We start from the raw sequence: 19,955 nt of genomic DNA, 5'->3' as shown, positions 1-19,955 counted from the left end.
TTGGCACTGACGTTGCGCAAGAAATTATACTTAAGCTTCAGCGCCATTATCGCGCTATTTGTCGCGACCGTTATTTTGTCGGCCTATCTATCCGGGCGGATGGTGGAGCTGACGAACGAGAGCGGCGAATCGGGCAAGCGGATGGAGGTGCTCCAGCGGCTGAATTTGTTCGCCCGCGCGGCGAACGACAACGGCGCGCATTATCTGCTCGCGCCCGGCTACCTCGAAGCGGATTACGACTCGAGATTCAGTTCGAACGTGCGATATGTGAACGCGGAGCTGAAGCGGCTGACCGAGACGACCAGCGATAAGCAAGGCCTCGCCCAAATCCAGCGCTTCAAGGAAATGTGGGCGGACTATGTAACGGACAAGCGTAGGACGATGGCGCTTAAAATACAAGGGGAGGCCGAGCAGGCGCGGGAAGCGTACGCGAAGGATAGCTTCGACCCCATCGCGTTCGCGCTGCATGCGTTCTTCAAGAACGAGCAGGCGCGGGTGGTTCGGAACAACCGCGAAATCCGCGACAGCGGCAAGCTGATTCTTAAGGTGAACTATACGATGGCCGGCTCCGCGTTCGCGCTGTCGCTGCTCATCGCATATCTGCTGTCCAACTACCTCGTGCACCGCATCCGGCTGCTCAAATCGTCGGCGCAGAAGGTGGCGGAAGGCGATCTGCAGGTGGCCGATTTAAGCTTCCGGGGACGCGACGAGCTGCGCGAGCTGGCGGAGGCGTTCAACCGGATGACGCATTCGCTGCGGACCGTGATCGACTCGAACGCTTTTCTGACCCAAATTTCAAGCCGGGACCCGCTGACGGGAATCCCGAATCGCCGATGCTATGACGAAACGCTGGAGCGGGAATGGCGGCGTCTCGCCCAGGAAGCGAAGCCGCTCTCGCTCATTCTGTTCGACATCGATTACTTCAAGCGATATAACGACCACTACGGTCATCAGGCGGGCGACGAATGCTTGAAGCAGGTGGCCGCGATCGTGCAGGAGCAGGTCGGTCCGGGGGAGATGGCGGCGCGCTACGGGGGCGAAGAATTCGTGGTGCTGCTTCCGGATCAAGATCAGGCGGACGCCTTCCGCGCAGCATCCCGCATACAAGAAGCGCTGGCCGCACGGCGAATTCCGCATGTCCGCTCCGAGGTGAGCGACATGGTGACGGTGAGCATCGGCGTCTCGACCGCGCCGGCGCATGAGCTGGAGCATCCGCACCTGTTGCTCTTCGAAGCCGACCAAGCGCTGTATGCGGCCAAAGAGAGCGGCCGCAACCGGATTCGCCTCTACGCGCCGGCGGACGCCGGCCAAGGAGGGGGAGAACCATCATGACGAAACGCGGAGCGCGCTTGTCGGCATGGCTGACCGCCATCGCGTTGATCGTACTGCCGCTTGTTTCCTGCTCTGGCGCCGGCGAATCCGACGAGCCCGTTCAGCTCGTGTTCTGGACGACGACCGACCAAGCGCAGACAACTTTCTTCCGCAACCGGATCGAAGCATTCATGGAGGACCATCCCGGCATTCAGGTGAGGGTGGAGCAGCATGAATTCCCGTTCGCCACGAACGAATTCAAGACGGCGGTGCTTGGCGATCAGACGGTGGACGTCTTCCGCGCGGACAACTCGTGGGTGCCCGAATATGCGGATCTCGACATTTTGTATCCGCTGGACGAGCTGGCGCCGGCATCCCGGTGGGGCGGCTTCTCAGCTTCCGCGATCGACCCGCTGTTGTACGAAGGGCGGTTGTACGGACTGCCTTCGGTCATGGAGGTACCGGCCTTGCTGTACAACAAGCGGCTGCTGAGCGAAGCGGGCTTTACCTCGCCGCCGGCTACGATGGACGAGCTGCTGGTCATGGCGAAGAAGCTGACCGGGGGCGGCCGGTACGGGCTGTTCGTCTCGGAAGACTCCTACTATGCCCTGCCTTACCTATGGGCCTTCGGCGGCGGGATGCTCACGGAAGAAGGCGAGATCGAGATCGCGTCCGACAATTCAAGGCGCGCGCTGGCCTTCATGGTCCGTCTTCGCCAGGAAGGCGTAACGCAGCCCTACGCGGATTTCACGGATTGGTACAGCCGGATGATCGGCGACTTTACGAGCGGCAAATCCGCCATGATCATGAACGGCCCCTGGGCGATTGGGGACATCCTGTCGACGGGCGGACAATTCAGATCGAACGACTATCTCGGCATCGCGCCGATGCCGAAGGGACCGGGCGGTCAAGGCTCGCCGATCGGCGGTCACAGCCTGGTCATCAACAAGTACAGCCAGCATCCGAAGGAAAGCATGGAATTGATCGCTTATTTAACGGACAGCGAGACGCAGGTGCGGCAGAGCCTGGCTTTCAAGACGCTGCCGACGCAAACCGCCGCTTATGCCGACACGCGTCTGGCGAAGGATCGCATCGTGCAGGGCTTCATGAAACAGCTAGCGACGGCGAAAGCCGTGCCGTCCATACCCGAGGCGGCAAAGCTGTTCATGGACTTTACGCACCAACTGAATGCGATGCTGCTTGGCAAAGAGACGGTTGATACGGGGGTCAGGGAGATCGAGAAAGCGTGGGAGGAGCTGATGAATTAGGAGCAAGAAGAAACCAGCCGATCACGACGGCTGGCTTGCGAGTGGCGATTTACTTCATATAGTACAGCAAGGGCGAGCCAAGTCGGCTCGCCCTTCGGGTGTTTCGTCGATTTAGGGAACTAAGAGGCCGTTCCCGTCACGCTCGCACCTTGCTTCGTAATCGTGTAGTTGACGATCTCGCCGCTCCAGAAGTGGAGCTTCAGGTTCACGACGCCGTCGCTAACCTCATTGAAGAAGTTCGCGGGCAGGATGATAGTGCCCGCCGCGTAATCCGGCGAGAACGCGTAGCCGAATTCTTTGAACGAGGTCCAATTCTGCGGTCCGGCGTTGCCGCCTGCGGCATAGACGGCTTCCATCGTGGCGAGGCGATCGCCATTGAAGACCGTCGGAATCGCGAAGCTTTCGGTCGTGCCTTCGGCGCTTGCGAGCGTCGGCGTGTTGTACGCGATCACGTCGAACGTCCAATCCGCGCCTTTGTTGAATTCGGCGACCAGCTCGGCGTTCTCGCCCAGCTTGCCGGAGGCGGTCAGCCTCTTCAGCAGGGCGGACTTGAACGTTAACGTATCGCCATTCAGCTCGTAGTCTTTGCCTTTCTTCAGCTTCTCCTTGTCCGCGCGGATCGCGGACAGCTTGTTGCCGTTCAAGTTCAGCGTCACGGACGCGTCCTGGAGGTCCGCGCCTTGCTTCAGGAAGATCAGATCGCTCGCGGCGGTCGCGGAACGGCCTTTCCAGCTCGCTTTCATGAGATCGAACAGCTGCTGATCCTTCCACGTCAGCTTCAACCGGTCGAAATGCTGGCCGTTATCCCACAGCATGTGAGTAATGTTCTTCTGATTCAAGTAGTCGATCAGAAACTCGAAAAACTTCAGCTTCTCGCCTTGTTCGATCGTGCCGGTGTTCTTGTCGAATCCAAGCAGGCCGAATTCGCCGAGGATGACCGGAATGCCTTTGGCCACGAACGTATTGTAGACGCGGTCGAACGTGTCGGTAATATCCTTCTGCGTCTGCTCTTCGAAGCGGGTGAAGCCGGCGATATTCACGCTGAACGGCCAGAAACCGTAATAGTGGACGGTCGCGATCAGATTCGGGTCGTTCAGGCTTTGGATCGTGCCATACAATTGATCGAGCCGGTCCTGGTTGGCGTTCGTCTCGAGCGTCGGCAGCACGAGCGGACGGACGTCGTTCTTGCCGCCGGAGCCGCGGACGATCTCATGGAAGGATGTGTTCAGCTCGGCCAAATACGTGAAGAACGCGGACGAATCTTCGCCCCAGCCGCTGCTGAAGCGCGGCTCGTTGATGCTTTCGAACGAAAGCTTGGCCCCGTAGTTCTTGAACCGGTCGGCAATCTGGGTCCATGCGGCATTATAGCGCGCGAGCACCTCGTCGTGCGCGGTGCCCATGTTTGTCACCCACAGCCAGGAATCGTGGTGAAGGTTGATCATGACGTATAGCCCTTCGTCCAGCGACCAGCCGACGACTTCTTCGACGCGGTCCAGGAAGGCGGGATCGATCGTATAGTCCGGCGCGGCGCCCATGCGCTGCTGCCAGGTGATCGGGATGCGAATGCTGTTGAAGCCTTGTTTGGCAATGGCTTTAATTTGCGCCTTGGTCACGCGCGGGTTGCCCCAGGAGGTCTCGTCCGCGCCGGTGGCGTCGAACGTATTGCCGAGATTCCAGCCCGGCTGCATTTTCTTGACGTAGGACTGGATGCTGCTGGCGCGCTCTTGCCCCCGCTCGGCGTCGTCCGAGGCGGAAGCGACGGCCGGGGTGAGCATGGCGACAAGAAGAAGAAGGGTGAGGACGAGCAGGTGTCTAGGTCTGCGAAGCAATGGCATGATTCGATAAACCTCCTTGATAAAATGTCGTCATCCGGTATGTAAGCGTTGTCAATTGAAACTATAGCACAGCGCGCGAAGGACCCGACACCCGGACAATTAGGCCGTATTTCATGAGGAAATTAGTGGCAAAAGGCTGATTGGTTTGCGTTCTCAATCCAAAGATTGAGAATGCAGCATTCAGCCGAGGCGGATTGGTTTGCGTTCACAATCGGAAGATTGGGAATGCAGCATTCCGCGAACAAAAGGCGGATTGGTTTGCGTTCTCAATCCAAAGATTGAGAATGCAGCATTCAGCCGAAGCGGATTGGTTTGCGTTCCAATTTGAGATCGCAGCATGCCGCGAACAAAAAAAGACCGGACAGCGCGTGTCCGGTCTTCTTGTCTTCTATGTGTATTACGCTTTGCCGGACGAACCGAACTCGCGCATTTTGCCGATAACCGTTGCTTTGATCGCGTCGCGGCCTGGCGCCAGGAATTTACGCGGATCGTAAACTTCCAGGTCTTTCGTCAGGATTTCGCGCGCGACTTTCGTGAAGGACATTTGGTTCTCGGTGTTGACGTTGATTTTCGCTGTACCCAGGGATACGGCGCGTTTGATGTGCTCCGTCGGGATGCCTGTTCCGCCGTGAAGAACGAGCGGCAGGTTGATCGTTTGACAGATTTCTTCCATTTCTTTGAAGCCCAGTTTCGGTTCGCCTTTGTAAGGGCCGTGAACGGAGCCAAGCGCTGGCGCGAGGCAGTCGATGCCCGTGCGCTCGACGAGCTCTTTGCACTCTTTCGGATCCGCGTAGATAACGCCGTCAGCTACGACGTCGTCTTCTTGGCCGCCGACCGTACCGAGTTCGGCTTCAACGGAAACGCCGCGCTCGTGCGCGTATTCGACGACTTGCTTCGTGATGCGGACGTTGTCTTCGAACGGACCGTGCGAAGCATCGATCATGACGGACGTGAAGCCCGCGTCGATCGCCGCTTTACATTTCTCGAAGCTGGAGCCGTGGTCCAGGTGGATCGCGACCGGTACCGTGATTTTCATTTCTTCGACCAGGGATCTAACGATTGCCGTTACAACCGTAAAGCCGCCCATATAACGAGCAGCGCCTTCGGAGACGCCCAGGATTACCGGGGATTTCTCTTCTTCGGCTGCCGCGAGGATCGCTTGCGTCCATTCCAGGTTATTGATGTTGAACTGGCCAACCGCATAACCTTCCTTCAAACCTTTGTTCAGCATGTCTTTCATCGAAACCAATGCCATTTTCTAGTCCTCCCTCAAGATACTTAAAGACGAATTCTTGTCCTATCCCAGTTTATTATACTCATTTGTCTGTCAAAAATCGAATCATTCTGGCAAGAAATGCACCCGAAAACCTAAAAAACGCGAAAAAACAGCCCGAATGGCTGCTTTTCGGCGCCGGCATGCCTTCATTTGATGCCGGAAATATTGTAATTCTCGATCATATGCCGAAAGGCGCCTTTTACGCGAATATTGCGGGAAGGCGCCTTTGTCGTTATTGTTTCACTTTCTTATACTCGTTCGGCGTGCAGCCGACCACCTGCTTGAACAGCTTGGAGAAATACGAGTAGTTGTCGTAGCCGACTTTGCTTGCGATCGCGTAGACGGAGTGCCTGCTCGTCTCCAGCAGCAGCTTGGCCGCCGAGATGCGCGTCTGGATGACGTAGCTGCCGAGCGACACGCCCGTCTCTTTCTTGAACAGCCGCGCCAAATAATCCGGATGCAGGTACACGGTCTCGGCCAGCGCGTTGCGGGTGAGATCGCGGCCGTAATGGGATTGGATGAATTGCTTGACGGCTTCGACCACGGACGTCGGCTCGGCGGCGCCATGCCGATACTGCATGGCGGTGTTCACCAAGTAGCGCAAATATTCCTCCATGTCCTCCAGCGAGTTGAGCGACTGCATGAGCAGCTGATCATGGGTTTTGCCGGTATACAGTTGATGGACGGGGATGCCTTTATTTTTCAGGAAGGCGTAGACAAGCTGGACGATATCAAGCCGGAAACGGCTCAAGGCCGACGTGCTCGGCATCATTCTCATATAGCGGCTCGTCTCGTTTAGGAAGGCGGCCGGCTCGTTGTGGTTGAGCAGCTCATCCAGCAGCGCCAAATCCGGCGGCGCGTAAGCGGCATCCTCCGTCAGGCGGTCGCGGGAGACGTGCAGGATGCGATTACGGGATTTAGTAACCGTTTCGTTCATGTCCAGCAGCTGCTTCAGAATAGAGCCGATCCCGCCCAGCTCGCCGGCGGGCGCGACGTTGCAGCAGGCATCGCATTTGAGGGCGCGATTGGCCTGATGGATGAAGGAAGCGCACAGCTCCTCGATCAGGCGGGCGTCGGGCGGCTGCGTCCATTTCAAGACGGCGATCCAATTGCGGGGCGAATGCTCCAGCATCGTTTCGACCGCGAAGGCGGGATGCCGGAACAGCTCGCCCAGCACGTTGAGCAGCGCGAAATCGAACAGATCCTTCTCTTCCTTCCCCATGCTTCCGTCATAAGGGAACAGATTGAGCAGCAGCGGCTGGAATAGGTCTGTCATGCCATAGTCGAGATGCTGCTCTTGGACCGCATTCGCGATCGCGGCCGGCTTCATCGGGACGGAGCTGCTGCAGCTGGCCAGCTTGCGCCAGAAGTGTTCCACGATTTTGCTTTGATTCTTTTGCCAGAAGTAGCCTTCCTGCTGCGCTTTCGCCGCATGCCGCTGCTCGTTGGCCTTCGCCACGGCCTTCTGAATGATCAGCATCAGCTTGTCGAACTCGATCGGTTTCAGAAAATATTCGAAGCTTTGCAGCTCGATCGCCTTCTGCGCGTAATTGAAATCCGCGTAGTTGGTCAGGAAGATGGTTTGCACATTGTATTTCTCCTCCCGAATCCACGCAAGCAGCTCCAGGCCGCTCCCTTGGGGCATTTCGATATCCGAGATCAGGACGTGAATCTCCTGCTGCTTAATGATTTCCCGTGCTTGGGCGACGTTGTTCGCGGTATAGACGCCGTCGATGCGCAGGGATGTCCAATCGATCTTCTTCTCCAACGCGGTCACGACGAAATAGTCGTCGTCGACGAGCAGCACGTTCATGTTCAGGCGCTCCTTTCTTGCGGTTCGGCCGGCAGGTCCGGAATCGTCAGCGTGACGCTGGCGCCGCGGCCTTCCCGATTGCCGAAGCGGACCGTCGCTTGCTTGCGATAGAGGTACTCCAGCCGATGAACGGTATTCATAATGCCGATCTGCGTGCCCAGCGTTTGATCCAGCGGCTGGCCTTCGTTCAGCTTCTCCAGCACCTCCGGCGAGAAGCCGGGTCCCGTATCCGTAATCCGGATGACGGTGCAGGCCTCTCCTTCCGCGCGGCTTCGCTCGACCTGTACCCGGATTTGAACCTCCTGCTCCCTGGATACCGCATACTTGATCGCGTTCTCGATGAAGGTTTGCAGCACGAGCGGAGGTATTCGGGCGCCTTCCGCGCCGTCGTCTTGCTCGATCCGGTAGACGAACGCATCCCGGTAACGATGCTTCTGGATTTCGAGATAGATGCGGACATGCTCGAGCTCGTCGGCCAGCCGGACGAAATCCTGTTCGTTTTGGAAAATGTAGCGGAAATAGCGGGACGTCGATAACGTCATCCGCTCGATCTCCGCGTGCATTTGCATTTGCGCCATGCTGTAGATGGTGGTCAAGCAGTTCAGGAAGAAATGCGGCTTGATTTGCAATTTCATGTAGTTGAGCGCGATTCGCTGCTTCTCCAGCTCGCGTTCATAAATATCGATTTTGTACGCTTTGATCTGCCGCACCAAATGAAGGAACTGTTTGTTCGCCTTCTCCAGCTCGATGATTTTGCTATGCTCCATATCAATCGGTTCGCCGTCTTCCGTCCAGCAGGTCAAGTTGTACGAGAAGTTCTTGATGGGGCCGAGCACCTTGTTCTTGAAATACAGCAGGATGAAGCACAGATTGCACGCGATAATGACGGCGAGCAGCACGACCAGCAGCTGGGCGATCATGATTTTCTCGAAGGCGCCGAATTGAATGACCAGGTTCACGTGGAACGAGGCGTTCGTGAACTCGGCGTCGACCGTCGTCCGGGTCTGCAGGATATCGAGCAGGAAGGACGGTTTCGAATCCGCGTCTCCGTTGTCCTCGTCGTCCCCGTGAGCCATGCTTGGACTCGTCACGAATTCGCCCTGCTCGCCGACGAGCGAGGCCAGCCCGTGCTCGCCGAGATTGATCTGCCGCAGCGGCTCGATCAGCTCGTTGGCCGCGATGAGACAGATCATGTAGCTGTTATGGTAAGGCACGATGTTCAGGACGTAATAGGTTCCGTTCAGATTGAGCGTGGACCATCTGGAGTAGAACTTCTCGTATAAGTTTTTGTCCTGCACGTAAATCTCGATCTGCCGCTTGAGCGACTGGTATTGCGGATAGGTCATGGTGATGGGCGCGCTGTTCAGCAGCTTGTTCTGCTGGTCCAGATAGAGGAAGAAATGATAGTCCTCCCCGTAAAATTTCTGAAGCTCGGTGAACCGCTTATATAAATTCCGGTTGGCTTTAATGAACGCATAGTCGTTCGCGTCCAGCGCGGACATCGTCTCCACGTTCTCGTCGTTGGCGAGCGTCCAGCCCATGAAGTGATTGATATAGTTGAAGTCTTTGTTGATCCGGTTGATATACAGATCCGCGGTGTCCCGCAAGTAGCGCGAGGACTGCTGCTTGACGATCGTGATCGTGGCGAAGCTGATCGCGAAATCCAGGATGAGGGCGGAGAACGAGATGAAGAGCATGATTTTGACGTAGTGCTGGATCGGGTAGGTTTTGCCTTTCGCATGGTTAGCCATAGGCCGGCGCGCTCCTTTCCGGTGCCTCTTGATTTCTGAATAAAGCGGTTTCAATTGATGGATAGGGTCTATTATAAGGCTGGCTAATCGAAAAACCTATCGCGAATTGCCGCTTGCGGCGGCAAAGGTCCGGATAGTGGCAGGAGAAGTCCGAATTCCGTCAGACGCGGCGGCGGCCGCGAGGTTGGCGAAGGGTGCGGGGACCGCACAGGTCCGGATAGCGCGCGTACGAAGTCCAAATAACGGCGAAGCGGCGTTCTATACTTGAACTATCAAGGTGAAACGGCTAGCGACATCCTTTAACGGCGCGGTGCCTTTCATTCCGGAAAAAGAGAGAAGGGGGATTGTATTGAAAGCCAGCCAACCGAATATAAGCCTGCAGCGCGCGTTCGCTCGCATCGGCCGGAACTGGGGTCTGTATCTGCTGCTGCTGCCGGCCGTGACGCTGCTGATTTGCTTCACCTACAAGCCGATGTACGGCGTCGTGATCGCCTTCAAGGATTTCAGCCCGGCGCTCGGCATATCCGGGAGCCCGTGGGCGGGATTGAAGTACTTCGAGAAATATTTTCATTCCTATCAATTCTCGGTCACGATCAAGAATACGCTCATCATCAGCCTGTACAGCTTCGTATTGTTTCCGATCCCGATCATCTTCGCGCTGCTGGTCAATCAGATGCGGCAGAACTACTTTAAGCGCGTGTTCCAGACCGTCACCTACATGCCGCACTTCATCTCGACCGTCGTCATGGTCGGGCTCATGATGATCCTGCTCTCCCCGGGCAACGGGCTGATCGGGCATCTCTACGGCTTGTTCGGCGCGGAAGCCCCGAACGTCATGGGTTCGGCGGGCCTGTTCAGCAGCGTGTACGTCTGGTCGGATGTGTGGCAGCACACCGGCTGGGACAGCATCATCTACATCGCGGCGCTGTCGGCGGTCGATCCGAGCTTATACGAGGCCGCGACGGTGGACGGGGCGAGCCGATGGCAGAAAATCCGCTACATCGACATTCCGATGCTCATCCCGACGGCGATCACGCTGCTTATTCTGCGCGTGGGCGGACTGCTCGGCGTCGGCTTCGAGAAGGCGTATCTGATGCAGAACAATCTGAATATTTCCGGCAGCGAGGTCATCTCGACTTACGTGTACAAAATCGGCTTGTTAAGCGCGCAGTACAGCTTCTCCTCGGCGATCAATCTGTTCAACACGATCATTAATTTCGTCCTGCTTATCCTGGTCAATTGGGTATCGCGAAGATACAGCGGGCAAAGTCTCTGGTAAATGGAGGAGGGAGGGAATATGGCAGCAACGGCAAAGCAAGCCTGGCCCAAGAGCGCCGGACGCTCGTCCGATAAGATGACGGAGGTCTTGCTGTATGCATGGGCGGCGGTCACGCTGATCGTCGTGTTGTATCCCATTTATTTCATCGTCATCGCGTCGTTCAGCGACCCGGCCGCAGTCGGCAATGGGCAGGTGTGGCTCTACCCGAAGGGCTTTACGTTCGACGGCTATCTGGAACTGCTGAAGCACGCCAACATTTGGATCGGCTACCGGAACACGATTCTGTATACCGTCGTCGGCACGGCGATCGGGCTGGCGGTCAATCTATCGGCCGCTTACGCGCTGTCGCGGAAGGACCTGTTCGGCCGAAAGGCGTTGACGCTGTTTTTTATCTTCACGATGTTTTTCAACGGAGGGCTGATCCCCACGTTCCTGACGATTCGCGACTTTCATCTGTACGACACGTTCCTGGTCATGGTGCTGCCGTTCGCCGTCGGGGTGTTCGATATTATCGTCGCCCGGACGTTCTTCCAGACGAGCATCCCGGGGGATCTGTGGGAAGCGGCGCAAATTGACGGATGCGGCAACCTTCGTTACTATGTGGGGGTCGTCCTGCCGCTGTCGAAGGCGGTCATCGCCGTGCTGGCGCTGTGGATCGCGGTCGGCCACTGGAATTCGTACTTTAACGCGCTCATCTATTTGCAAAATAAAAATCTATATCCGCTGCAGCTCGTCCTGCGGGATATTCTGATCACGAACCAGATGCAGTCCGGCATGGGGACCGGCGAGGCCGCCCAAATCGCGATGCGTCTGGCCAATATGCTCCGGTATTCGGTCATCGTGGTGTCGACCATTCCGATTATGTGCTTCTACCCGCTCGTGCAGAAGTACTTCAATCAGGGGGTGATGATCGGTGCCGTGAAGTCCTAGCGCAGCGAACCGCATGATAGAGCAACGAATCATTCACTATGAACGTTCAGGGGGATTGGACATGGAGATTAGATCGAGAAAGACGGTACGCAGGAGGCTCATCGTCCTCGCGATGGCCACCACGCTCGGCACGTCCGTACTGGCAGGCTGCAGCGGGGATAATACGAATAACGCCGGCACGGCCGCCGTCGGCGAGGGCGGGAATTTCAATCCCGAAGGGCTGCCGATCGTCAAAGAGCAGGTCACGCTCAACGTGCTGACGGTCCGCTGGGGGAATATGGGGGACAGCTTCGTCAAGAATACTTGGCTGCAGGAGCTGGAGAAGAACTCGAACGTCAAAATCAATTGGCAGGTCATGTCCTCTAACGATTGGAACGACCAGAAGTCGGTCATGCTGGCCAGCGGCAAGCTGCCGGACGTCATTCTGGGCGATATCGCCTACGGGGATTCGGATATCGTCAATAATGCGGGCTCTTTCCTGGCGTTGGACGACTTGATCGACAAGCATATGCCGAACCTGAAGGCCGCAATGGAACAATCGCCGGAGCTAAAGAAGATCAGCACGTTCCCCGACGGGAAAATCTACTCGCTGCCGGCGCGGCTGCCGTCCAGGCCGGTGTCCCAGAACCAGCCGGTCATCAACAAAGCGTGGCTGGACAAACTGGGATTGCAAGCGCCGACGACGATCGAAGAGCTGTACCAGGTGCTGAAGGCGTTCAAGGAGAAGGACCCGAACGGCAACGGCCAAGCGGACGAAATTCCGACAAGCAGCGCGGGCGATCTGGATCTGTTCCTGCTTACGCCGTTCGGCATTACCGATCTGCGGGCGAACCATATGATGATCCAGGACGGCAAGACGGTTTATTACCCGACGTCCGAGGCGTATAAGGAATCGCTCAAGTGGGCGCGCAAGCTGTACGAGGAAGGCTTGATCGACAAGGAATCGTTCACGCAGGACAATACGATGCTGACGGCCAAGCGGCAAAATCCCGACGTCCCGCTAATCGGCTTCACGTATCAGTGGACGCCGGACGCGGTCTTCGGCAAGTGGAGCGATCAGTACGAGACGATCGCGCCGATCGCCGGCCCGGACGGAAAGCGCTATCAGGAAGGCGATCCGAGCGGTCTTAGCTTCAGACGCAATCAGCTGCTCATTACGAGCTCGAGCAAATATCCGGAGGTCGCCGCACGCTGGGCCGACCAGTTCTACACGAACGAGGCGAGCATTCAGAATTTCTGGGGCGCGATCGGCACCTCCATCGAGAAGGGGGCGGACGGCACGTATTCCCTCATGAAGGCGCCGGAGGGCACCAGCGCGGACGCCTGGTATTGGGATAATTCGTTCCGGGACTTCGGGCCGAAATACGTCAGTCCGGACTTCGAGAAGAACATCAAGCTGGATCCGACGACCGGCGACGGCTTGAAGCTGCAGCTTGATGAGCTAGGCAAGGCGCATGTCACCGAGCCGTTCCCGAGCGTCATGTATACGGCGGAGGAGTATCAGGAGCTGCCGACGCTGACGACCGATATCGACGGTTATATCGCGAGCACCCGCGCCGAATGGATCACGAAGGGCGGCATCGACGAGAATTGGGACGCTTACGTGAAGAAGCTCGAAGAGATGGGACTTGCGAAGCTGATCAAGATTTACGAAGATGCGTACGAGCGCTATATGAGCGTTAAATAAAGGCGGCATGCCCTTAGCGTGCGACCGAATGCCCGGCGGCCGAGTGCCGCCGGGCATTCGCATGCGCAACATCATAATAAAACACCTCATAATCCGAATAGGAGAACTCTTGCTGTAAGCCCTTACACTTTATGATGGAACATGTAGGCCATGCACGAATACGACCGAGGAGGAATAGGAATGGCGAGCGGCAAGCGGATGGTTTCGGCCATCCTGGCGTTACTGATGCTGTTCATGACGTATCCGGCATATGCGGCGGATAGCGGGGCGGCAGGCGAAGGAGACAACGGGGCGGTCTCTTACGTCAGAATCAAGAACAAGTGGAAGAGCAATTATTTGTACGAAGGATCGGATGGAGTCGTCCGGTACGGGCTGACGTCCATGGGCGATCAGACCTCGCACTGGAAGATCGAGGAAGCGGACGGCGTCAAGCGGATCAAGAACCGGGCGACCGGCCATTACATCACGATGGCGCAGACGCCGCAGCGCCGCGATCCGCTCTACAGCAAGGCCGCGGCGGACGATCGGACGGAGGATCGATGGCTGATCGAGGCCGCCAGCCGGCCGGGCTACGTCATTATCAAGAGCGCGGTCAATCCGGCGGGGAATCTGGTCATCCATCAGGAGGATCAGCTCGGCTTCGCCGAAGTAAGCGGCGATATCAACATTACTTTCGAGAGCCCGCAGTGGATGCTGGAGCCGGTCGACCCGGCAGGCGAACCTGTGCGTATCGTCAATCAATACAAAGCCGGCCAATATCTTTTCGAGGATAAGGATGGGATGGTCAAATTCGGCGGCGATCGCGGCATGACGGATACGGCGACCCATTGGTTCATCGAGCAGGTCCAACCGGGGCAGGACGTCTCCAACGTACGCCTGCGCAACCGGGCGACCGGCCATTACATCACGCAGGGCGCCGAAGGCTGGATGCCATTGGCGGCAGGGGCGATGGACGGCATCAAGAGCGAATGGATCACGGGCGAGGCGTCCGCGGAAGGGTTCGTGACGTTCGCCAATGCCGGCGCGCCGACTTACGTGCTGAACACGCAGTTCCCGGATGATACGAACGTGCGGGCGAATGATTGGGCACAGCCGGCATGGGGCAGCGCGCAATGGCGAATGGAGCTGGCTGCGGATGTGGAGCCGGTGTGGATCTCCAACTATACGGACAACCCGGCAGCGGCCGTCTATCTCTACGAGGATGGCGGGATCGTCAAGTATGGGCCGATCACGGGCGACAATCGCGGCAGCTATGCTTATCGATGGATGCTGGAGGACTACGACGGCAAGAAGCTCATTCGCAATCTCGCGACCGGTCATTACATACGCGTCGGCGCATCGGCTGGTCCGCTGCAGGCCGGGCCGATCGAGGCCGTGGACGCTTCGTATCAGTGGTCGATGGCGTCTTCCGCCATCTATGACGACTACAAGACGTTCCAGAGCGCCGCGCTAGCGGGCGCATACCTGAACATGGAAGCGGCCGCCGGCTCGGCGGAGGCGGGCGCGATCGATCCGAACACGAATGCCGCGCAATGGCTGCTTGGCGATCCGGCGGCGAGCAACGACGGCTCTCCGCAATACGTGCGCATCATGAACGAGTGGCAGTCCATGGTGCTGTACGAGGATGCGAACGGGCTGCTCAAATACGGCAATGCGCGGAGCGGCGACCAGCGAGACCAGTGGCTCATCGAGGTGTTCCAGGGCCGCAAACGCATCAAGAACCGCGAGACGAACCACTACATCAATCTGCAGCGTGTAATCGACGGCCATATCGGCGTTACCGACGTGGAGGACGAGTGGAAATCGGCCGTGTGGGTCATCGAGGATACTGGCGGTGGCTCCAGGCTTATCCACAGCGTGCTGGATGCCAATAATCAGGAAGGCCGGAAGAAATATTTGCATGTGCAGAATGTAATGAAGTTCGCGGAGTACGGCATTATCAATCCGAATTGGGGCAGTCCGCGCTGGCGGTTCCTTCCTGTTCCGAAGGAAGCCCCGGACTATATCCGGCTGAAGGGCAAGGCGACGGGCCAATATTTGGTCGAAGCGACCGAAGCGGGCGACGATCTGGGCAAGGTAAAATCGGCTGCGGCGCCGGTATCCGACACGTCTTCCATCTGGTTCCCGGAAGATGCCGGAGATGGCGTCGGTTCCGTCCGATTGAAGAATTTGCGCACCGGGCACTACCTCTCGATGGAAGGCGTCGGCGGCGCCGTCGAGCAGGAAGCGCCGGCTTTCAAGCTCGTGGCGGAGACGATCTATCCGCAGTGGGGCAGCGCCAAATGGTATATGCTAAGCAGCGCGAATGACGGCTATATCAATATTAAGAGCGCGTGGGCCGGCCACTTCGTCTATACGACGAGCGGCGAGGACGCGGGCTATACGAAGGTCAGCAAGCTGGCGGCGGACACCGACGAGGGGCAATTCGCGGTCGAGCGCGTCACGCCGCCGAAGACGCCGCTGCCCTCGGCGCCGGTCCGCATCAAGAACGCGGCGAACGGACAGTACCTATACGAGAACCGCGGCGGGATCGTGCTGTACGGCGAAGTCGGCGAAGACAACGGCTACGCCCATTGGCAGCTGGAGACGGAGAATGGAATCAGCCGCATCCGCAACCGCGCGACCGGGCATTACATGACGGTCAGCGGCGACTACGCGTATATCGCCGGCCGGGAACTTGCGCCTGGCGGCGAAGCGGCTGGGCTATGGTCCATCGAGGAGCAGGGCGCGAGCTATCTCATTCGCAGCACGGCCGCCGGCTTCGACGACGAGTACATCCATGTGCAGGGAGGGGCCGGCTATGCGGAGCGGGGCTTGTATCCGTCCTCGTTCGGCACGCTGCAGTGGTCGTTCGAAGCCGCGCCGGAGGAATTCACGAAGCCGGAGATGGGCGAGGCACGCAACGAAGCGACCGGCACGCCGGTCTTCAGCGATACGAACGACGTCTTCCTCACATTGGGAGGCAAGACGCTCAAGGAGGAGAACGGCAGCGCCGCCTTGCTGAACGGGAATGCCGCCGGGGCCGCTTCCGCGCAATGGCTGCTGCAAGATTATAACGGCCGGAAGCTGATCCGCAACCGGATGTCCGGCAAGCTGCTCTCGCTGAATCTGGTGCTCAAGGACGGGGGGCATCCGACGGATGCCGAGCAGTGGCTGCTCGAGGAGCGCTTGGGGCGTTTCATCATCGCGAATGCCAAGCAGTCCGGGGCGCTATTTATCGGAGACTCCGGGTTGGCGTATGGTGAGGCTGGTCTAACCTCGGGCGCTGCATGGGAACTGACGCCGGTAGTCGGTGATCCTGTCTACGAAGCCGAGGAGGCGTTCCACAGCGGCACGCTCGCGGTCGTTTCGGAAGCGAAAGGTTTTTCCGGAACCGGTTATATCGGCGGCATGGCAAGCGAGTCGGATTTGGTGCGCTTCAGCGTCAACGCGGGCGAAGCCGGCGCGTATCAGGCTTCTATTCGGTATCTCGCGGACGCCTCGTCCGAGCTTCGCATCGCGATCAACGGGGAGCCGGCCGGCACGCTGACGATTTCGAGGGCCGACAGTTGGAGGAACGCGGCGTTGAAGCTTGATCTGCGCGCCGGCATCAACACGGTCACCGTGCGCAAGGCTGGCATGGCGGGCGGTACCTTCGCGCTGGACGCTTTGACCGTGCGCGGCAGCGTCAACAAAGCCTACCGGGGAGCGACCTTGCCGTACGTCTCTTATGAGGCCGAGCATGCCGCCACGAACGCGACGCGGATCGGGCCGTCGCGCGTCTATCGCGAGATGGCTTCCGAAGCTTCCGGCCGTCAGGCGGTGCAGCTGGATGCAACGGGCGAATACGTGGAGTTCACGCTCGCCAAGCCGGCGAACGCGATCGTCCTCCGGTACGCCATGCCCGACAGCGCGGACGGCAGCGGCATCGAGGCGACGCTAGGACTTTATGTCAACGGACAATTCCGCCAGAAGCTGCATTTGACCTCCAAGCATGCCTGGGAATACGGCAGCTATCCATGGTCGAATGATCCGAAGCAGGGCAGCGCGCACCGTTTCTTCGATGAGATGCACGCGCTCATCGGCGACGTGCCGCAAGGCGCCACGATCCGGCTGGAGAAGGATGCGGACAGCGCGGCCGATTATTACGTCATCGACTTGGCGGATATGGAGCAAGTTGAAGGTCCGCGGAGCATGCCGCAGGGTTTCCTAGACGTCGCCGAATTCGGCGCGATCGCCAGCGACGGCGTCGACGACACGACTGCGTTCAAGGCTGCCATGGCGGCCGCTAAGGAAGCAGGCAAGGGCGTCTGGTTCCCGGCTGGCGTCTTCGAATTGCGCGAGGGTCTTCTCGATCTGAGCGATATCGTCATCCGGGGTTCGGGCATGTGGCATACGATGCTGCTCGGCGCCAAATTCGCCGGACGCGGCGGACGCATCGAGGTGTACGACCTGCTTGTCGACGGCGACCTGAACGTCCGCGACGACGAGGCGAGCACGCACGGCTTCGAGGGCGAATTCGGTCCCGGCTCGCTCATCCAGCACGTATGGATCGAGCATGCGAAGACAGGGCTGTGGCTGACCCGCATGAAAGGCAGCGAAGGGATCACGGACGGTCTGCACATGGTCGGCCTGCGGATGCGGAATCTGATGGCCGACGGCATCAACTTCTGCGTGGGCACGAGCAACAGCATGCTCGAACAAAGCGATATCCGTTATCCGGGCGACGACGGCATCGCGATGTGGTCGACCGGCGGTCTGGCCAGCACGAATAATACGGCCCGGTTCAATACCGTCTCGCTCCCATGGCTGGCGGATAATCTGGTCATCTTCGGCGGGAAGGACAACAAGATGACCGATAATATTGCCAAGGACACGATCGTGAACGGCGCGGGCTTGGCGGTGTCGACCCGGTTCAATCCGGTGCCGTTCAGCGGCACGACGATCGTCGAGCGCAATACGCTCATCCGCACCGGCAGCAAGGACAACGGCTACGGGGTGAACCTCGGCGCGATCTGGCTGTTCGCAAGCGACAAGGACATGAACGCAGATATTCGCGTCCGCGACAACACGGCCATCGACAGCACGTATGCGGGGCTCATCGTCCATGGTGATTTCGCGATGAACGGCGTGGTGCTGGAGAATATCGTGCTGGACGGCGTCGGCACCAATGGCATCGATGTCACCCCGAACGTGAAAGGATCGATCACGGCCGATAACGTAATCGTGCGCGGGGAGCGGATAGCCGTCGTGAACGACGTCAATCCGCAGTTCGAGTTCACGGAGCGCAATGAAGGACTCGCCAGTCTTCGGAAGCCGTTCGGCATCCGGTTGGGCGAAGCGGGGGCGGGACCTTTCGAGCTTACGGCGGGTCAGGATGCATCGCTGCGCGTCTTCGCCGCCGATGGGACCGAGGTGACGGCAGACGCGCAAATTACGATGGCCGACGATACCGTCGCGGTGCATGCGAACGGACGGTTGAAAGCCCTCAAGCCGGGCGTAACGGAATTTAAAGCAGCCCATGACTCGCACATTCGCCAATTTACGCTGCGCGTGACTTCCGTTCCGGCGGATAACGGCAACGGCAATGACAACGGCAATGGCAATGGACAGGGTACTGTCTTCGGTCCGGGAACGTCCGACCGAGACGGAATTACCGCCTCGGCCGACCGCAAGGCGAACGATCAAGCGTTGGAACGCGCGGTCAACGCAGGGGAACAATCCATACGTTTCCGCGTGGATTCTCCGTCTACCGGCGGCACGGCAGCATTCGGCGTGAAGGCGCTGCAGCATGCCGCGCAAGCCGAACCGGCAGCCATGCTCGTCATGGCGGCCTCCGACGCCACCTATCGCTTCCCGCTCAGCCTAGTAGAGCAGGTGCTGCGGGAACATGGGATCGCGAATGTGGAGGAGGCAGTCATGCAGTTCACGATCCAAGCCGCTGCGTCCGATCGAGCAGCCAAGCTTCAGAGCGATGCGGCGAAGCAGGGCATTGAGCCCGTCGGCAAGCCGACCGAGTTCGGCGTGACGATTCAAGCTGGCGGACGAACGATCGAAGTCGCAAGCTACGGCGGCAAGTACGTCGAGCGTACGCTTACGATCGAAGGCAAATTGGACCACACGCAAACCACCGTATTGATGTATGATTCGGCAAGCGGCAGCTTCCGGTTCGTGCCGGCAACCTTTGCCTTCGCGGACGGCGCGACGGTCGTCACGATCCGAAGCACGGGCAACAGCGTGTACACCGCTGCGAAGCTAGCCCGCGCGTTCACGGATACGGCTGGTCATTGGGCGGAGCGCGACATCGTGCTGCTGGCCGGCAAGGGCATTCTAAGCGGCGTATCCGCAGAGACGTTCGACCCCGTCCGCGCTGTTACGCGGGCCGAGTTCGCGGCGATGCTGGCGCGCGCGCTGGGACTTCGCGCTAACGGCAAGCCGCTGTCCTTCCCGGACGTTGCGTCCGGCAGTTGGTACGAGGAGCCGGTTGGGATGGCGGTCGGAGCGGGGTTCATGAAAGGCTACGCGGACGGCCGCTTTGGTCCGGACGACCGGCTCTCGCGCGAACAGATGGCCGTCATGGCCGTCCAAGCGCTGGCTTTCGCGACCGGATCCAAGCCGTCTTCCACGGAGATTCGCTACGCCGATGCCGCGGCTATTCATGCCTGGGCGGCGGAGGCCGTGGCCCAGGCGACCGCGGCGAAATTGATGAAAGGTACGGCGGCAGGGAGGTTCGAGCCGGCCGGAGTCGTATCGCGCGGAGAAGCGGCGGCCGTGCTGAATCGGCTGCTGGTCGCATCGGGATTGTTGAACGCACGTTAGGATCGAA

10 protein-coding genes are annotated in these 19,955 nt (G+C 58.9%); 6 read left to right on the top strand and 4 right to left on the bottom strand.

Annotated features, from left to right (window positions below; all coding sequences use genetic code 11):
* Together ACFSKT_RS10370 and ACFSKT_RS10365 are read left to right on the top strand one after the other, a co-directional pair.
* Window positions 1–1,332 (top strand): GGDEF domain-containing protein, encoded by a 1,332-nt coding sequence (locus ACFSKT_RS10370; protein WP_377722661.1) that lies wholly within the window; start codon window positions 1–3, stop codon window positions 1,330–1,332.
* Window positions 1,329–2,579 carry an extracellular solute-binding protein gene (locus ACFSKT_RS10365; protein WP_377722660.1) on the top strand — a complete coding sequence of 417 codons (1,251 nt, stop codon included), beginning with the start codon at window positions 1,329–1,331 and terminating at the stop codon, window positions 2,577–2,579. Before ACFSKT_RS10370 ends, ACFSKT_RS10365 begins: the two co-directional genes overlap by 4 nt.
* A 119-nt stretch (window positions 2,580–2,698) precedes the next feature.
* Here ACFSKT_RS10365 and ACFSKT_RS10360 read toward each other — a convergent pair whose 3' ends face one another.
* The 4 genes from ACFSKT_RS10360 to ACFSKT_RS10345 all read right to left on the bottom strand — a co-directional run bounded on the left by ACFSKT_RS10360 (window position 2,699) and on the right by ACFSKT_RS10345 (window position 9,254).
* On the bottom strand, window positions 2,699–4,414 hold the full coding sequence (locus tag ACFSKT_RS10360) for a cellulase family glycosylhydrolase (RefSeq protein ID WP_377722659.1): 1,716 nt from the start codon (window positions 4,412–4,414) through the stop codon (window positions 2,699–2,701).
* Between the two features lie 397 nt (window positions 4,415–4,811).
* The gene (locus ACFSKT_RS10355; RefSeq protein ID WP_377722658.1) at window positions 4,812–5,669 is read right to left on the bottom strand and encodes a class II fructose-bisphosphate aldolase; all 858 of its coding nucleotides are present in this window, start codon (window positions 5,667–5,669) and stop codon (window positions 4,812–4,814) included.
* Between the two features lie 253 nt (window positions 5,670–5,922).
* The gene (locus tag ACFSKT_RS10350; RefSeq protein ID WP_377722657.1) at window positions 5,923–7,503 is read right to left on the bottom strand and encodes a response regulator transcription factor; all 1,581 of its coding nucleotides are present in this window, start codon (window positions 7,501–7,503) and stop codon (window positions 5,923–5,925) included.
* A 2-nt stretch (window positions 7,504–7,505) separates the two neighbouring features.
* Window positions 7,506–9,254: a sensor histidine kinase gene (locus tag ACFSKT_RS10345; RefSeq protein WP_377722656.1), complete on the bottom strand. Its 1,749-nt coding sequence runs from the start codon at window positions 9,252–9,254 to the stop codon at window positions 7,506–7,508.
* A 349-nt stretch (window positions 9,255–9,603) separates the two neighbouring features.
* On the opposite strand from ACFSKT_RS10345, the gene ACFSKT_RS10340 reads away from it, so the two are divergent.
* From ACFSKT_RS10340 to ACFSKT_RS10325, 4 genes are all read left to right on the top strand, one after another.
* On the top strand, window positions 9,604–10,533 hold the full coding sequence (locus ACFSKT_RS10340) for an ABC transporter permease (RefSeq protein ID WP_377722655.1): 930 nt from the start codon (window positions 9,604–9,606) through the stop codon (window positions 10,531–10,533).
* Between the two features lie 18 nt (window positions 10,534–10,551).
* On the top strand, window positions 10,552–11,463 hold the full coding sequence (locus ACFSKT_RS10335) for a carbohydrate ABC transporter permease (protein ID WP_377722654.1): 912 nt from the start codon (window positions 10,552–10,554) through the stop codon (window positions 11,461–11,463).
* Between the two features lie 112 nt (window positions 11,464–11,575).
* Entirely contained in the window at window positions 11,576–13,150 is a 1,575-nt protein-coding gene (locus tag ACFSKT_RS10330; RefSeq protein WP_377722872.1) for an extracellular solute-binding protein, read from the top strand.
* A 180-nt stretch (window positions 13,151–13,330) separates the two neighbouring features.
* Window positions 13,331–19,948, top strand: a complete 6,618-nt coding sequence (locus ACFSKT_RS10325) for an S-layer homology domain-containing protein (protein WP_377722653.1) — start codon at window positions 13,331–13,333, stop codon at window positions 19,946–19,948.
* Window positions 19,949–19,955 lie beyond the last annotated feature (7 nt).

The sequence above is a fragment of the Paenibacillus xanthanilyticus genome (genome assembly GCF_042682185.1).
Classification (GTDB): Bacteria; Bacillota; Bacilli; order Paenibacillales; family Paenibacillaceae; genus Paenibacillus_Z; species Paenibacillus_Z xanthanilyticus.
The sequence above is the reverse complement of the archived record's forward strand: the minus strand, read 5'-3'. Positions and strand labels throughout refer to the sequence as shown.

Excerpts from the sequence above, each read along its gene's own strand:
- ACFSKT_RS10365 (WP_377722660.1), top strand. The coding sequence starts at position 1,329 with ATGACGAAACGCGGAGCGCGCTTGTCGGCATGGCTGACCGCCATCGCG.
- ACFSKT_RS10360 (WP_377722659.1), bottom strand. The coding sequence starts at position 4,414 with ATGCCATTGCTTCGCAGACCTAGACACCTGCTCGTCCTCACCCTTCTT.
- ACFSKT_RS10355 (WP_377722658.1), bottom strand. The coding sequence starts at position 5,669 with ATGGCATTGGTTTCGATGAAAGACATGCTGAACAAAGGTTTGAAGGAA.
- ACFSKT_RS10350 (WP_377722657.1), bottom strand. The coding sequence starts at position 7,503 with ATGAACGTGCTGCTCGTCGACGACGACTATTTCGTCGTGACCGCGTTG.
- ACFSKT_RS10345 (WP_377722656.1), bottom strand. The coding sequence starts at position 9,254 with ATGGCTAACCATGCGAAAGGCAAAACCTACCCGATCCAGCACTACGTC.
- ACFSKT_RS10335 (WP_377722654.1), top strand. The coding sequence starts at position 10,552 with ATGGCAGCAACGGCAAAGCAAGCCTGGCCCAAGAGCGCCGGACGCTCG.
- ACFSKT_RS10330 (WP_377722872.1), top strand. The coding sequence starts at position 11,576 with ATGGCCACCACGCTCGGCACGTCCGTACTGGCAGGCTGCAGCGGGGAT.
- ACFSKT_RS10325 (WP_377722653.1), top strand. The coding sequence starts at position 13,331 with ATGGCGAGCGGCAAGCGGATGGTTTCGGCCATCCTGGCGTTACTGATG.